The sequence below is a fragment of the Peribacillus sp. ACCC06369 genome (assembly GCF_030348945.1).
Classification (GTDB): Bacteria; Bacillota; Bacilli; order Bacillales; family DSM-1321; genus Peribacillus.
In genome coordinates, this window is sequence record NZ_JAUCEN010000002.1 from 845,865 (window position 1) to 862,500 (window position 16,636).

Annotated in this window: 15 protein-coding genes; 13 read left to right on the forward strand and 2 right to left on the reverse strand. The window is 38.8% G+C overall.

Translation table 11 applies throughout. The annotated features are described in order from the left end of the window. Positions 1–132 precede the first annotated feature (132 nt). Positions 133–615, forward strand: a complete 483-nt coding sequence (locus tag QUF78_RS04980; RefSeq protein WP_289323801.1) for a GNAT family N-acetyltransferase — start codon at positions 133–135, stop codon at positions 613–615. A 239-nt stretch (positions 616–854) separates the two neighbouring features. Here the strand turns inward: QUF78_RS04980 and QUF78_RS04985 are convergent, their stop codons facing one another. Further along, positions 855–1,691: an RMD1 family protein gene (locus QUF78_RS04985; protein WP_289323802.1), complete on the reverse strand. Its 837-nt coding sequence runs from the start codon at positions 1,689–1,691 to the stop codon at positions 855–857. Between the two features lie 475 nt (positions 1,692–2,166). Here QUF78_RS04985 and QUF78_RS04990 point away from each other — a divergent pair, with 475 nt between their 5' ends. The 6 genes from QUF78_RS04990 (at position 2,167) to QUF78_RS05015 (ending at position 7,369) form a co-directional block, all read left to right on the forward strand. After that, the gene (locus tag QUF78_RS04990; RefSeq protein ID WP_289317853.1) at positions 2,167–3,351 is read left to right on the forward strand and encodes a glycosyltransferase family 4 protein; all 1,185 of its coding nucleotides are present in this window, start codon (positions 2,167–2,169) and stop codon (positions 3,349–3,351) included. Positions 3,352–3,371: 20 nt separating this feature from the next. Further along, positions 3,372–3,695, forward strand: a complete 324-nt coding sequence (locus QUF78_RS04995; RefSeq protein ID WP_289323803.1) for a hypothetical protein — start codon at positions 3,372–3,374, stop codon at positions 3,693–3,695. 37 nt (positions 3,696–3,732) lie between these two features. Next, positions 3,733–5,526, forward strand: a complete 1,794-nt coding sequence (locus QUF78_RS05000; RefSeq protein ID WP_289323804.1) for a glycosyltransferase family protein — start codon at positions 3,733–3,735, stop codon at positions 5,524–5,526. Between the two features lie 296 nt (positions 5,527–5,822). After that, positions 5,823–6,308, forward strand: coding sequence for a PaaI family thioesterase (locus tag QUF78_RS05005; RefSeq protein WP_289323805.1), 486 nt, complete (start codon positions 5,823–5,825; stop codon positions 6,306–6,308). Positions 6,309–6,497: 189 nt separating this feature from the next. After that, a complete protein-coding gene (locus tag QUF78_RS05010; protein WP_289323806.1) occupies positions 6,498–6,953 on the forward strand; it encodes a LytTR family DNA-binding domain-containing protein in 456 nt (151 codons plus the stop codon). Continuing rightward, complete coding sequence (locus QUF78_RS05015; protein ID WP_289323807.1) at positions 6,953–7,369, forward strand: DUF3021 domain-containing protein; 417 nt, start codon at positions 6,953–6,955, stop codon at positions 7,367–7,369. Before QUF78_RS05010 ends, QUF78_RS05015 begins: the two co-directional genes overlap by 1 nt. A 99-nt stretch (positions 7,370–7,468) precedes the next feature. Here QUF78_RS05015 and QUF78_RS05020 read toward each other — a convergent pair whose 3' ends face one another. After that, positions 7,469–9,535 (reverse strand): Na+/H+ antiporter, encoded by a 2,067-nt coding sequence (locus QUF78_RS05020; protein ID WP_289323808.1) that lies wholly within the window; start codon positions 9,533–9,535, stop codon positions 7,469–7,471. 392 nt (positions 9,536–9,927) lie between these two features. Between QUF78_RS05020 and QUF78_RS05025 the strand changes: the two genes are divergently transcribed. From QUF78_RS05025 to QUF78_RS05050, 6 genes are all read left to right on the forward strand, one after another. Then, complete coding sequence (locus tag QUF78_RS05025; RefSeq protein ID WP_483313825.1) at positions 9,928–11,520, forward strand: spore germination protein; 1,593 nt, start codon at positions 9,928–9,930, stop codon at positions 11,518–11,520. Then, complete coding sequence (locus QUF78_RS05030; RefSeq protein ID WP_289323810.1) at positions 11,517–12,767, forward strand: Ger(x)C family spore germination protein; 1,251 nt, start codon at positions 11,517–11,519, stop codon at positions 12,765–12,767. The genes QUF78_RS05025 and QUF78_RS05030 overlap by 4 nt, the downstream gene beginning before the upstream one ends. A gap of 26 nt (positions 12,768–12,793) precedes the next feature. After that, positions 12,794–12,985 (forward strand): hypothetical protein, encoded by a 192-nt coding sequence (locus QUF78_RS05035; RefSeq protein WP_286201571.1) that lies wholly within the window; start codon positions 12,794–12,796, stop codon positions 12,983–12,985. A 57-nt stretch (positions 12,986–13,042) separates the two neighbouring features. Then, positions 13,043–14,143, forward strand: a complete 1,101-nt coding sequence (locus QUF78_RS05040) for a GerAB/ArcD/ProY family transporter (protein WP_289323811.1) — start codon at positions 13,043–13,045, stop codon at positions 14,141–14,143. A 185-nt stretch (positions 14,144–14,328) separates the two neighbouring features. Then, positions 14,329–15,432, forward strand: coding sequence for a GerAB/ArcD/ProY family transporter (locus QUF78_RS05045; RefSeq protein WP_289323812.1), 1,104 nt, complete (start codon positions 14,329–14,331; stop codon positions 15,430–15,432). Between the two features lie 411 nt (positions 15,433–15,843). Next, positions 15,844–16,617 (forward strand): extracellular solute-binding protein, encoded by a 774-nt coding sequence (locus QUF78_RS05050; RefSeq protein WP_289323813.1) that lies wholly within the window; start codon positions 15,844–15,846, stop codon positions 16,615–16,617. The last annotated feature ends 19 nt before the right edge of the window (positions 16,618–16,636 follow it).

Genomic DNA, 16,636 nt, shown 5'->3' on the forward strand with positions numbered 1-16,636 from the left:
ACAATGATTTGCAAATCGGAAGAAGAAAAAAGGAATGGCAAACAAGCCATTCCTTTTTTTGTTGTATTGGATTGTAAAACTTCAGTATCTGTTAATATGGATTTATCAGAAATATAAAAATGGGGTGCGGGTATGGTGATTGGATTAACTATTAGACCTTTTATGGAGAATGACTATGAGGCGCTGAGCAACTATTGTTTACCTATAGAACAAGCAATCTATACTTCTTTACCTTTGAAAGTTATCGAAGACTTCAGGAAAGATAACTATAACCTTCCCATGGTCATATATTTAAATGAGGATTTGATTGGTTGTTTTGCCTTATATACGGATAAAGCGGGAAATCAATATACAAGTAATGAGAAAGCCATTCTTCTAAAATCATTCTCCTTGGATTCACGCCATCAGAAAAAGGGGCTAGCTTTTAAGGCCTTAAAAGTGTTGCCTGAAATGATCAAACTAAGCCATCCTGATAAAAATGAGATTATTCTAACGGTGCATCATTCAAATATTCCAGCGATAAATTTATATAAAAAAGCTGGATTCGTTGATAAGGGATACAGATTTAACGGGGAAGACGGGGAGGAATTAATTTTCCACCTTACACTGGATTAAGGGAACTTTAGATAACTTCCGGAATGCTAAGGAAACGGGAATCTCCCATGGTACCTTGACCCGATATTAATGGAATTTAACTTAACGTCCTTAAACAGTCAGCTTAAAAATGAAAGAGTGGTTAAACGAAAAATAAGCATCTTAACGATGCTTATTTTTGGGGGGATATTCCAACCGAACCTATCATGCAGGGGAATTTTCTTAATAATTCATGATATGGATAGGGGTTAATTCAGAATTCATGGTATCCATCCTACAATTTCTAAAATCGTCAGGACAATCTCAAAGACAATGAGAATCACAATGATCCATTCAACGAAGAGGCCCCTGATCGAATGGCTGATGTTAGAAAATCCATCCATAATGTTATATAAAATTTCCGTTTTACTTTTCAAGATTTTATACCGATCATTCAATTCAAAAAAATCCAGCATGCTGTCATAAAATTCGCCGGCAATGCTGCTTGTCCATGTAATATCAGGTTTATCCAGAATCATTATATACGCTAGGGTATTATACTCGTGACGTACGATTTTTGCGGTCGTCCTCGCTAGTTCCTTGTTGCCGATTCTCAGCTTGCCCTTTTCTAGTCGGTCTATCATGGCTTCGAGCTTGTCGTGGATTTTCCCGAGTTGCTCCTCAGTTTTTTCGAGTGCCACCGATTTTGCGAGAACAGTGGAAATTAATTCAGGGTAGAAAAATTCATATTTAGGCACAACTACATATTCGTCTGTCAACTTGATGTTTTCAGTTTCACTGAAGTGAAGGCTGTAATCGTCTGTGTATCTATCTACATTTACGAGATCAATGTCTGGCTCGAAAGAACGGATATAGGCAGCAAATACCTTTATCTCATCCACGTGTGAGTAATTAATGAAGACAATGCTGCCAAAGGAAAAAACCAGTACCTGTTGAGAATCGTTTACATTCTTATTAAGGATGGAATTTAGAATATCGCCTTTAAGGATTAAAGGCTCTTCCCAGGTGAATTTTTTAGGAATGCCGCAATGAATGGCGATTTTGTTTAAATCAATTTCATTAGTGATTGCAAATGCTTTAAAGGTAATTGGTTTCATTTATATCACTCTCTTCAGCAAATTGGTCTTGTTTCGATTTTATTCTTTTCTTACAAAAACATGCTTGAAGAATTCTTGAAGGTAGAAAAAAGTTTACTGACAGATCAAGTTGATAAAGATAGTGATACTGATGATTTGATAACTAATCAAAAAATATAAAAGTGTATAAGTAAGAGGGCGATGCCGGTAAATGGATCGTCCTTCTTTATTTTGCTTGTTTATATGGCCTTCCTTCATGCCAATACTGATCCTTTCAGTTATGTCATTACTGAACCTTTACAAAACATTTAAAAGTTCATGAAAACTTTACTTTTATTTACAGAATTCTCATATTGATGTCAATATTCAGTAATACATGTTTGTTATAATCGATTGACGGTTTTAAAAGTAATTGGAAAGGGTCTTCTAAAAATCCTTCATTTACAGATAAGTAGCAAGCTGATTGAAGATGACTGAATAGTAGGAGTGAACAAAAATGGAGGAATCTATAAATCTATATGAGCTTACATTTAGTGAAAAAGATAGATATGTAATCATTACGAATGCTTATCCACATGAAGATCAGTTATATCGGAATGGGTTCATCCACCGAAGAGTAAAGGCTTATCTGGATGAGGGTTTGAAGGTTGATGTCTTTGTTTTGCATCCTGCCTATAAAAAAGCAGAAAAGTATACGTATGAAGATGTGCCTGTTTATCGAGGAACTGAACAGCATCTACGCATTTTCTTAAATCATAAAGTACATAAAAAAGCGCTCATTCATTTTGTTAATCCAAAAATGGTGCAAGCGATTAAAGAAACAAATACCGATTTACCGATTATCACCTGGATACATGGATTTGAAACGGAGGCATGGCATAGAAGATGGTTTAATTTTCTTGAAAGCCCTGAAAGCTTACGGAAGATACTTGAAATGTCGGACGACTATTATGAAGCACAGCTTTCTTTTATGAATTGGTTTTATCAAACGAATGAATTGGATACAACTTTTGTCCATATTTCCAAATGGTTCAAAGAACATATCGCGGAATGTGATGCGAGAGCAGAATCAAAAAATTCAGTGATCATTCCTAATGTAATCGATGACAACCTGTTTACCTTTATTGAGAAGCCAGTTGAGATGCGGACAAAAGTACTTTCAATCAGGCCGTACGCTTCACGAAAATACGCCAATGATTTATCGGTGAAAGCAGTGCTGGAACTATCGAAGAGACCGTATTTCGATAAATTGGAATTTGCATTTCATGGTGATGGAAAATTGTTCGATCAAACAGTTGAGCCAATCCGGAATTTTGAGAATGTTACGATTCATAAAGGTTTCCTCTCTCAGGAGCAAATAGCTTCATTACATAAGGAGTATGGAATTTTCCTTTGCCCGACCCGGTTGGATTCTCAAGGCGTTTCTATGTGTGAGGCAATGTCCAGTGGGCTAGTGCCGATTTCAACAGATATCACGGCCATCCCGGAATTCGTTAAACACGACGTTTCTGGTCTTCTTACAAAACCTGAGTCTCCTATCGAAATTGCCGATGCAATAGAGCGCTTATATTACAACTCGGACGTATTCTTGAGAGTGTCAAAACAAGCATCGCAGTCGATTCGGGATAAATGCGCCGTAGATGTTGTCATTAAAAGAGAATTGGAGATTATTCAAGGTTAATAGAGGGGAGTTTTTTCAATATGGACGAACGAAACGGATATTGGAAAACTATGTATGAGGAACTTGAATTACAAATGAAAGACATGATGTCCATGACATTGGAGCTCATAGAGGGCAATAGCACTGAAAAACAAAACATTATCGAGAAGGTTACAAAAGAAAATAATATATTGCGAGAAGAATTAGAAAAAAGTAAGGTAGCCCAACAAGAAAATATTAAGCTAAACAAAGAGATACGAAGACTTAAGTTATTGGAACACAAATTTAATGTTACATATGTTGGGAAATTCACGTTGAAATATCTTGCACTTAAATCATCAATTAAGGAACAAATAAAGAAATAAAAATTCATATCAGATTTCAGTCATTGGAGTGAAAACTTTGAATTCACATGAAATAGCAGAAAACAGAAAAATGAAGGTACTTTTATTTGGCTTTATTGACATGAATTCAATGGATGGATCTGCAGTATTTTTATCTTCCTTAGCATCGACTATTGCGTTAGACCCTAACATCGAGGTTGATTTACTTTTAGCTAGCCCGGTAAAACGCGATATCTTAATTCAACCTCTTGAGAAATTTAATAATATAACCATTCTAAATCCTTTTGTTGATCCTTTTTTTAATGCCACCGATGATGAATGGGTAAAAAAAGGTGTCATTAATTTTGATATTGCTGAAATGCTCATTTCTCATTATTGGAGTCAAAATGAATATGATTGGCTATTTGTCAGAAGCATAGAGACTGTGGAAAAAATAGCAAGGCATAAACATATCATAAATAATACCTTAGTTTATGCTACAGGCTTGACTCACATAGGGCAGGATGTTAATGAAGAAAAATTTGAGAGCATCAAAAATATATATGATCAGTGTGCGTATTTCTTATGTCAAACAGAAGAGATGTGCGAATTTGTAATTGAGATTCTTAATTTGAATAAAGAAAAAAACAAAGTTTCCCTGCTTACTCCGATGATACCAAACGTTGAATCAGCGGGAGGGGAGACCCGGTTAAAAAACAAACTTGTATATACAGGCAAATTCGACCCCGATTGGAAGACCATTCCGATCATTACTGCTTTTAAAGAATTAAAACGCGAGATTCCGAATCTATCACTTGATATTGCGGGGGATAAATTCAAATGGGTTAAAGATGATTCTCAGTTTAAGGAAGAAGCGGCATACCTCCTTAAAAATACGGAAGGACTTACATGGTACGGGGCAATGACAAGGGAGAATGCCCAACAATTAATCGTGAACAGTGATATTGGGATAACCTGGAGAAGTGAGGCAATGGACAGCAGTCTGGAACTGTCCACAAAGCTATTGGAGTACGGAATTTTAAGGAAGGCGGTAATAATGAATCCAACCAAAATGCATATTAAGCTTTTTGGCGAAGATTACCCCTTATATGCTGTTACAGAGAAGGATTTCCGTGACGCAGTCAAATTAGCGCTATGTAATAAGGATATATATGAGGTTGCGGCAAAACGGATGTATCAAGTCAGCAGGCAGTTTTTGTTTTCGGAAGCATTAAAAAAATTGCAAGGGCTATTATGGAGCGGACGTATAACAGATTATATGAATCAAAGTGGAAATAGGCATTTTTATATTGATGAAGATGACTTTGATGAACTGAATAAGCATGCACCATCAAATCAGGTGAAAAAATTGCCTGCAGATTTTAATGTTGAAGAAGTTTTCACCTATATTGTCAAAAACACACCTGAAGAATTAAAACGGGTCGGAAAAATTTTTAAACTGTCTGAATTCGGTCAAATCATTCAAGCAGAAAAAGCAGGTTGTTTTACCTTCCTCCACATCCATAAAAGTTATGGAAACTTTGAACGGAATTTTCAAAATAACATGGCATATTTAAAAACCATAGGATCTGAAACCAATGGCACTCCTAAATTAAAACCAAAGAACCTGGAAATTCCAATGATAGAACGGGTAATTGTTGAAAAAGAAAAATATGTTATGAAAGCGAAAAATAAAGAACTTGTTAAAGAAGTAAAGCAATTAAAAAAACTGAACGCCGTTCAACTTAAACAAATTACTAAGTTAGAAAAACAAAACTTGGCACTTGGACGTAAATACGATTCACTTTCGAAGTCGAAAATGGGTAAAATGACATTCAAGTATTGGGATTTAAGAAAAAGGCTTAACTTTTAAAAAGAAGGGAAAGGCTTTCCTGCAATTAAATTAGTAGACAAAAAAATACATCTGATCGATATTAGTCAAATGAAAGCCCCTGAACGCTACCTAGCGTACAGGGGCCTTTGTCATTTAAATTGTAGAAAAGGAGCAGCAATTTCACAGTCTATCATTACTAAAAAAATTAAAACATGGACGTGAACTCAATAAAGAATCAGGGAAATACAAAGAAACTAACATTTCGGATATTATCCAAATAGACCCATTATCCTTTTGGGGTGTTAAAATATTCTGAAAAAGATGGAGGAGATATGATGGAGGAGAAAGTGCTAAAAGCGATTCAAGATGATTATCCAGATGCATTTGCATGGTGTTATGGATGTGGTCGTTTAAATAAAGGTGGTCATCATTTTCGAACCGGTTGGCAAGGAGCGCACACAAAGACAATTTATACACCAAGCCCAGAACATATCGCGATTCCAGGCTTTGTTTATGGAGGCTTGATTGCATCATTAATTGATTGTCATGGAACGGGTTCGGCTTCATTGGCATTACATCGTAAAAATGGGCATGAAGTTGGGGATGGAGTGGAGCCTCCAAGGTTTGTGACAGCTTCACTGAAAGTTGAGTTCGTCAAGCCAACCCCTAATGATGTGCCATTAATAGCCGTTGGGACGATTCATGAGGTTCATCCTAAGAAATGGAGAATCGAAACAGAAGTATTTGCTTTCGATAAACTCTGCGCCCGTGGGGAGGTAATCGCTGTGGTGATGCCAAGTACTTTTACAAGCAAAGAGTGATTTTAATTAATGTAAACGTATTCAAAAGTAGAATTAAAGGGCCGTCCAATTATTTGGACGGTTATTTAGTGTATCTGAGTATCCATTTCAAGCATGTTATCACTGTAAAGTTACATGTAGCCGGAAATCACAAGCGAATTGTCAAAAATATCAATATACTTACACTATAAGCAAAGGGAGGCCACAGAGATGAAAATAAACGTAGAGATAGATGAGGAGGTCAAGGCGATAGAGGTGCTTATCCGCAATCATGAATGGAATGAGGAAGTGCAGGAACTGATGGAGCGCTTGAAGGAGAGGAAAAGACCGTATTTTGTTGGCAGGAAAGGAGAAATGCAGCATGTCTTCCGCGCAGAAGAAATTATCTGTTTGTTCACAGAGCAAGATTCCATAATGGTGCGGACGAAACAGGGGACTTTCGAAATGAAAGAAAGATTATATGAACTGGAAATGGCCCTTCCAGGTAATCAGTTTGTACGATTGTCAAAGTCAGTGATTGCCAACTTAAATGAGTTAAGCCGATTCGAAGCATCTTTCAACGGGACCTTATGTGTGTATTTCCGATCAGGGGAAAAAGAATATGTTTCTCGGCACTATGTTCAAGGGATCAAGAAAGCATTTCAATGGAAAAGGAAGGGATTATGATGAAAACACTATTATTCCGTAGCTTTGTTGGGATTTGCTTTGGAGCACTCGTGATGGTGCTGACGTGTTTTGGAGTAATCGGATTTGGGGAGGCCACTGCATTAGACAGTGAAATATTTGTGAAAAACGCGATTGGCTGCTTATTATGTGGCTGGTTCTTCAGCACGGCGACCATCTTATTTGAAATGGAAAAATGGAGTTTATTATCTCAAACCATTATGCACTTCCTGACTGTCAGCATACTTTACTTCATATTATCTTTCTTTGTTGGCTGGATTCCATTCAGCTTAAAAGGGTTAGCGATAGGCATTGGGATATTCATTCCTTTCTATGTGATCATCTGGGTTATTTTCTATCTTTATTTCCGCTATCAAGTGAAGATATTGAATGATGGATTAGATAAGCGAGGGAATTGATGGGGGATGTACAAGGGATTGATCAGTTAGATTTAAATGTTCATTTACTTAAACGACACCGCTCCCTATTTGAACGGTGTCGCTTTATATTATATTTAATCAATTTTGTATCATGAGCATTTCATCATAGATTAAGTTTTGTCTAAGCTCAGTTGCCGTTTGCATGGATATTTGCTCCTCTTCAACCATTTGCTGAATGATATCACGTTCGATTTGCATTGCAATCAACTGAAAATGACTCACCATCTCTTCGAAGCGATGTGCTTCTTTTTCACTTAATGTTCCAAATGGATTCAGATAACGATTATATCTTTGAATGACAAGCATAACTTCATGACGGTTTTCTGGTGTAGTTTGTTGTTTGATTAATGAAATAGCTTCCTTTGAAGCTTCTTTTTGTGCATTACGGAACTCCCGGATCAGATCCGCGTTTTTAACGATGGAGTTTTCTAATTTAGCTTCCCATTTTTTATCCCATTTGACATTGATCTTTTTCTTGAAAAGCATTGCCTGCAAATTAATCCAAGCTCTTTGCAACGATGATTTTTGCATATAATTTAACTTTCTTGAAATATACACTTTATAAAGCTCAAAGGCTGTTTCAGATATAGTCCCTTTTTCAACCAATCCAGAGACTACTTCCAATTCCTCAGTGGCCCCTAGCTCCACTAAATCCTGTATGGTCCGATTATCCGGTCTATTCGTTATTCCTCGTTCCAAATCAATCAGTTGTTCATTTAAATCTTCCATTACTTGATGGACCGCTTTCTGATTATCCATCGTTGCTTCTTTGCTCAACAGATGGATTGTTTTATTTAACACAATTTTATAAGCTTCCTCGGAGGTAAGGCGTTCATCTTTATATTCAGTAGGTGTCTTTACTAGTATGGGCAAAAGAACCGTAGCCAAAAAGACGCTTAACAAAATAACGCAAGCAGCGATAAACAAGACTGTATTACGCATCGGGAATAAAGTGTCATCCGGCATAAAATATGGTATGGATAAAGCGGTAGCTAGTGTAATGGTACCATGAATGCCGCCAACAGATATCAAGAAGGCATATCGTGATCTTGAAACATTCTTATCATCGTTGTCTTTGATATTTTCTGGATGAACCCTGGACATAATGAATTGCTCTAATGGATTCACTCTATTTTTAGTAAAAGTATCATGCAGAATGTATACCCAAATAAAACGAATCACCAATAATAAAAGAACAATCAATACACTTATCCCAAAAAGAGTACCCCTATTTAAGTTGGACTCAATTTCCTGATAAACGCTCGGTAACATAAATCCTAATAAAGCGAATACCAGTCCATTCAAAAGATAACTTAATACAGACCATGTATTCGATGATACAATTTGCAATTTAGTTGTGGAACTCTGAAGGCGATCCCGCTCGATGCCATGAATCACACCTGCGGCAACCACTGCTAAGATTCCGGAAACATGGAATTCTTCAGCCACCATATAAATGACAAAAGGCGTAATCAGCTCAATAACAATAGACATCGAGATTTCTTCAAGTCCGTGAACCCGTAAAAGTAATCTTAATTTAACGATTAAATACCCCAATAGGATACCTATAATGATTCCGCCTAAAGCCACAAATATAAAATGAAGCGAAGCATCTTTTATAGAAAATGCTCCAGTTAAGGCAGCTGCCAGGGCAACTTTAAAAGCAACGATTCCGGCAGCATCATTGAAAAGTGATTCACCCTCAAGGATAGGCATCATATTTCCGGGCAATTTCAATCCTTTTGTAATCGATTGTACCGCTACGGCATCCGTAGGGGTAATTGTAGCCGCTAAAGCAAAAGCAACAGCCATCGGCATATCAGGTATTAACCAGTGGATGAAAAAACCTCCTGCAAAAACGGTCACAAATACTAACCCAAAGGCCAATAACAGAATAGGCTTACGCAATTCAAGCATTTCTTTACGGGACGTATTTTTTCCTTCTGTAAAGAGTAACGGAGCAATAACACAGATCATAAATAATTCTGAATGAAAATCGAACGATAAGTGAAATGGTAATAATGAAAGTACTGCTCCCATGAATATCTGATAAATCGGAAGTGGAATACGAGGCCATATGGCATTTAATATTGTAGCAATTATTGTGGACACCAATAATCCGAGCAATGTGATTAAGAATGACATAGAATCTCCTTATCTTCTAATGTTTTAGTCTGATTGCCCATGAAACCTATATAAAAAGATAAAAAAGCAGAGGTATTTAAATCGATTAACCATTCTTTTATATTTTTTAGAAACCCTCTTATTGCACGTCGTGCATGTATCTGTACAGATACACGTACTATCCGCCAATGTGTAGCCTCGGTCTTTGATATACCCCTTTGTCATTAATTACAAACAGGATATCACATATGAATATGGTTTATTCAATATCAACCTTTAACATAGCCTCTTTTGTATTCCCCTTTAATACTGCTTAAATGAAAAATAAGTTCATGTTAAGCTCAGGATTTTCTGTATAAAATACCCTTTATGAAGAAACATAGAAAAATGGAGTTAGAGCGACCTGCAAAAAAATGGGGGTAACCAGTTTGATTCGTAATGTAGGCAAATTGTTAAGAAAAAAGAAAGAAAAAAAATCCAGTGTACAAAATAATTACCAAGATTCTAAGCCTGCAGATGCACTTGATGCGAATTTTAGTCAAAATGTAGAAACACTTCGTTCTGTTTATGATAATTGCTCGGATGTCATGTTCCGTTCGTTCTTACTTTTCGGAAAGACGAGAGCCATGCTTATTTACATTGCGGGACTCTCAGACATCGAGGCGATAGAGCAATATGTGCTATCTCCACTCATGCAAGAGTCATCAAAAGAGCCACAGCCATTAAATGAGTTTATTGAACATAAAATGCCCGTTCCTAAAGTCGTAAAAGTGAATATGTTGGCGGATTGCATTGAATCGATTTCCTCTGGAAACCCGATCCTTCTATATGAAGGGGAAAGCGATGGATTTTCTTTAGGATTGTCCAAATGGGAAAAGCGGGCGATTGAAGAACCTATGGCAGAGGGGGGAGTTAGGGGGTCACGAGAGGGATTTATTGAATCTCTAGAGGTAAATACGTCTCAATTGCGACGTATTATTAAAAGTCCTGCCCTTAAATTACAATCGATGAAGATCGGAACTTATACCAGGACGAATGTTTCGATTGCTTATATTGATGGACTTGTGGATAAAACACTGATTGAAGAGATTACAACTCGGTTGGAACGAATTAAAATAGACGGTATTTTAGAAAGCGAGTACATCGAGGAAATGATTGAGGACAATCCGTTTTCACCTTTCCCTCAGATCATGACGACAGAACGGCCGGATGTAGCCTGTTCTTGCTTGCTGGAGGGACGGGCTGTCATTCTTGTAGAAGGAACCCCTTTTACTTTAATTGCACCAATATCGTTCTTTTCTTTGATTCAATCACAAGAGGATTATGCTCAACGTTTTATGGCAGGCACTTTTATCCGTTGGTTACGTTATATTTTTATGGGATTATCTCTTTTGCTTCCGTCCCTATATGTTGCTATTTTGACGTTCCATCATGAGGCGGTCCCAACCGCACTCCTGCTAAGCAGCGCGGCATCCCGGGAATCGGTCCCTTTTCCTGCAATAGTAGAGGCATTGGCTATGGAAATTACCTTTGAAGCACTAAGAGAGGCAGGGGTTCGATTGCCGAAGCAGGTAGGTTCTGCTGTCAGCATTGTTGGAGCGCTAGTGATTGGTCAAGCTTCCGTACAAGCGGGGTTGGTTTCAGCGCCAATGGTCATTGTGGTTGCGATTACGGGAATCGCTTCTTTTATGATGCCTCGTTATATTGCCGGAATTGCTTTCCGGATGCTGCGTTTTCCAATGATGCTGCTTGCCGGTACATTAGGACTGCTTGGTATCATGATGGGGATCATTGCCATAGTCATTCACTTATGCAGCTTGCGCTCCTTCGGCGTTCCCTACTTAACGCCACTGGCACCGTTAAAAGGTCAAGGGCTGAAAGATGTGCTGTGGAGAGCTCCTTGGTGGATGATGGATACACGCCCGCGTCTCACAGGGGATTCTAATGTATACCGTCAACCCCCGGAGCAGGGACCAAATCCAAAAAGGGGAAGTGAAACGGAGTGAATAATAGTTGGAGGCGAACAAAGATATTGGAGAAAGTAAAGAGGCGTCGTTTCATGAAAAGCGTCCTTCTTTTGCTCGGTATTTGTGGAACAACCCCTTTTCTAAGCGGTTGTTGGGATCGAACAGAAATCACTGATTTGGCGATTGTCACAGCAGCCTCCATCGATAAGAAGGATAATAATCAAATCGAACTATCCGTCCAAGTCTTTATTCCAAGTTCAATAAGTAGTGGAGGCGGCGGTCAAGGAGGAGGGGCCAGTCAAGGAGGGGGTGCTGTTACGACATTGGTGAGATATGAAAAAGGCTCCAATATTTCAGATGCATTGTCTAAGCTTCAAAGCAAGCTTCCGCGAAAAGTATTTTGGGGACATTGTAAAGTATTTGTATTCGGTGAAAAGTTAGCGAAAGAAGGAATTCAAGAGCAGCTGGATTTTTTACTGCGCCATCCGCAGCCAAGAGAGAAAGCAAATGTGTATGTCAGCAAAGGGAAAGCAAAGCCTATCCTTGAATCTTTGCCACCTCTAGAAAACTATTCAGGGGAAGTGCTTAGAGAACTATCTGATTTACATATTGGGATGCTGGTCACACTACAGGATTTAGATGAAATGTTAACCGGTAAGCCTCAAGCGGCCGCACTTCCATTCATTAAAATATTGCCTCCAGGGAAAGGGCAAACGAAATTACAGGGAATCCCTTACATTGTCGGGACAGCCGTGTTCAAAAAAGATAAAATGACTGGGATGATGACGGAAAAAGAAACAAGAGGGCTATTGTGGTTAAGGGATGAAGTGGAATCATACACCGTGACCATAAAACCCAAAGGGGTGAAAGGGAAGATATCTTTAAGTCCAGTGTCAGCCAAAGTCAAGATCATTCCGCAAATTATCAATGACAAATGGAAATTATTGGTGAAGGTAAATACAGATGGAGCTGTTATACAAAATGGAACGAATTTAAACCTTTCAAATCCTAAGTCTCTAAAAGCTGCAGAACGAGCATATCAAAAAGATATAGAAAAACGCATCGAGATGGCTTTTCTGAATACTCAGGATAAGAAAGCGGACATTTTAGGGTTAGGTAAAGATTTCTATAGGAAATATCCTAAACAGTTTAATAAGGTCGAAAACCACTGGGATGAGATATTCGCGGAAATGGAAGTGGAAATCGATGTTGCGGCCCATATTCGAAGACAGGGCTATATTAACAAACCGGCGGGTTTGTCTGAGAAAGAGGTGAAGGACAAGTGAGATGGGGGGCTTTTTTGTGTACAACCGTGATCGTAGCTTTAATCATTTTGTTTGAATGGCCGAAAATGAAAAAAAATCCTAAAAAAGATAAAGTGGCATTTCTTACACTGCTCCTCACTGGCTTGGTTCTGTCCATGTTCAATCTTCCACAGATGTCAGGACCCACTCAATGGGTGGAAACTCTTTTCAGGCCATTTGGAGAGTTTATGGAAAAGTGAGTCTATTAGTGGGTGTTGCGGGATTTAATTCATTCTATTAAAGAAAGGAGGAAGCAGATGGAGAAAGGAAAAATTTCATCATTACAGATGGCATTCATGATATATCCGACGATTGTGGCAACGGCTATTCTCGGGGTTCCCAGCATTACAGCGAAATATGCCAAAACTGATTTATGGCTGTCCCCCATTTTTGCTGCGCTCATAGGGTATCTGACGGTGTATATCGCTTATAAACTGCACCAACTTTATCCAAAACAAACGGTGATCCAATTCACTGAAAAGATCATTGGTCGGATTCCGGGGAAAATTTTCGGTTTTTTACTCTTGTTTTTTTATATCCAGAACACGGGGCTAATCCTTAGAAGCTACGCAGAATTTCTTGTCGGCTCTTTTCTGGTACGTACCCCGATTAGTGTGATCATGGCATCGATGGTGCTTCTGTGTGCGTTCATCGTACGCGGGGGAATAGAAGTGTTGGGGCGAGCTGCTGAATTGTTTGTACCTGTTTTTATTTTTCCAATCTTTATCTTAATCCTTTTGCTGATTCCTGATCTCGAATTTAAGAATATATACCCGGTATTGGGGGATGGTATAATGCCCCCAATCAAGGGTGCGATTGTACCGGGGGGATGGTTCAGCGAGTTTTTCCTGATCATTTTTCTTCTTCCTTTTTTGGCAGATATGAAAAAAGGGATGAAATCCGGGATGATGTCTGTGTTTGCCGTGATGATGACGTTAATTGTGGTGAATCTTATGGTTCTATTTGTACTCGGGTCAACCACATCCACAAAACTTTACCCCCTGATGAGTGTATCTCGATACATCAGTTTGGCAGACTTTTTTGAACATGTTGAGTCCGCCGTCATGGCGGTATGGATAGTAGGGGCGTTTGTGAAAATTTCCGTTTTTTATTATGCATCTGCTTTAGGTACAGCGCAGTGGCTGAATCTCTCCGACTATCGTCCTGTTGTATGGCCGATTGGGATTTTGATTGTCATATTCAGTTTGTGGTCGTTGCCAAGCGCTATGGATGTCAGTCGTAATGATACCAACGTCTTCCCTTTACAAGGAATTTTGATGCAAACGATTATTCCTCTGTTATTGTTGGTGATTGCTGTTGTAAGGAAAAGAAATCGTAAAGGAACCGAAACCAGCTGAATGGGCGTTTTTTATGCTAAATATTCGATAAGGTGCTATCTATGTTCGTACTCGCGCAGAGGGCAGGACCAACTGAATGGATTGCATCTCTTTTTTAAGCCGTTTGAAGAGTTTATGAAAAAGTAAATCTATCAGTGGGTTGCGTGATTTCAAATTTACATACTATCAGAGAAAGGAGGAAGATGATGGAGAAAGGTAAAATTTCATCTCTACAGATGGCATTCATGATGTATCCAACGATTGTGGCAACGGCTGTTCTCGGTGTTCCAAGCATCACAGCGAAATATGCCAAAACTGATTTATGGCTGTCCCCCATTTTGGCGTCTCTCATCGGGTATGCGACGGTGTATATCACTTATAAACTGCACAAACTTTATCCGAAACAAACGGTTATCCAATTCAGTGAACAGATCATCGGTCGGATTCCGGGGAAAATTCTCGGTTTTTTATTCTTGTTTTTTTATATCCCGATCACAGGGCAAATCCTAAGAAGTTACGGAGAATATATTGTCGACTCTTTTCTGGTCAAAACCCCGATTAGCGTGATCATGGCATCAATGATACTCCTCTGTGCCTTTATCGTACGCGGAGGGATAGAGGTGTTGGGGAGAGCTGCCCAATTGTTTGTTCCCGTTTTTATCATTCCAATCCTCATCTTAATCATCTTACTGGGCCCTGATCTTGAATTTAAGAATATATTCCCGATATTGGGGAATGGAATTATGCCTCCAATCAAGGGTTCGATTGTACCGGGTGGATGGTTCAGCGAGTTTTTTCTGATGATTTTTCTCCTCCCTTTTTTAGCGGATATGAAAAAAGGAATGAAATATGGGATGATGACTGTGTTTGCCGTGATGATGACATTAGTTGTGGTGAATCTTATCGTTCTTTTTGTACTCGGATCAACAACATCCACAAAGAATTATCCGTTGATGAATGTATCTCGGTACATCAGTTTGGCCGACTTTTTTGAACATTTGGAGTCCGCCATCATGGCCGTATGGATAGTAGGAGCGTTTGTCAAGATTTCTGTGTTTTATTATGCGGCTGCTTTGGGTACCGCGCAGTGGCTGAATCTCTCTGACTATCGTCCTGTTGTATGGCCGATAGGGATTTTGATTGTAGAATTCAGCTTTTGGTCGTATCCTAGCTCTATGGATGTCAGTCGATATGATATCATCGCCTTCCCTTTTCATGGAATTTTGATGCAAACGTTGATTCCTCTGTTATTGTTGGTGATAGCTGTTGGTAAAAGAAATAGACAGAGAAAGGGAAGCAATTCAAGCTAACCTTTTCTGCCACTTGGTTTAAGAGAATTGAAAAAGTTTGGGCATGAAAGTAGGTAAAAGGAGTTCTATCTTTAATGTTAAAACAAAGTTGATTGGAACGGAAGGTGCGAGACTCCTGCGGGAAAACGCGTCCAATGGAGACCCCGTTGGCGCAAAGGTGCCCGGAGTGAAGCAACATTCAATTTAAACACACCTCAAAAGCCAACTCAATTACTATAGAGTTTGTCTACAGTCTGCAACCATTCCGTTTTCGAATGGTTTTTTTGTTGAGAAAAAAGAGAAAAGCTTAAGATCATCAGATGTATTTTGCAGCAAGTTAAAAATAATTAACAATTCTTTTTCAAACCGTTTTGAGGTTTGTCCCGTTATCTATAGTACAAAGGTTTTTTTTAGAAGGGAGAGAGGAAAAACGTGAAAAAGGTCATTTTTGTTGGGTGGATATCATTGATGGCAGTCCTGTTAGGATTTTCACCGGAAATGGGTTCGAATCGGGGGCAAGCTGTCAACGACGTCGTAAAAGTATATGGACCAGGTGGACCTCTTGGACCTATTAAGGAAGTTGCGGAACAATTCACCAAAGAAACGGGGATAAAAGTTGAAGTAACAGCGGGACCCGAAGAAAAATGGATTGATCAAGCCAAACAGGATGCGGATATCATTTACGGAGGGTCGGAATATATGCTAACTGAATTTATGCATGATCATCCGGAAGTCCTTAATGAAAAAAACCGTACAGAATTGTATACACGGTCAGCTGGAATTCTGGTTAGAAAAGGAAACCCAAAGAATATACAGTCATTGGAGGATTTAACGAAGAAGGGCGTAAAGATTGTGGATGTTAATGGAGCCGGGCAACTGGGGCTATGGGAAGATTTGGCTGGAAGAAAAGGATTGATTCCTGGAATTAGCAGGAATATTGACATTTCAGTGAAATCCAGTGCAGAAGCTATTGATCTATGGAAAGCAAATTCTACATTAGACGCCTGGGTTACCTATGAATCCTGGCATTACCGTCTGGCGGATGTGACGGACCTGGTTCAACTCCCTGAGGAAGATAAGCTCTATAGAGGAACCCCAGTAAGCATAACAAGTAAGAGTGAAAACAAGAAAAAGGCAAAACAATTCATTGATTATCTTAAAACGGAAGAATCCCATCAAGTATTTCAAAAATGGGGATGGAAGTAAATTTACGAGGAGTGAGAGT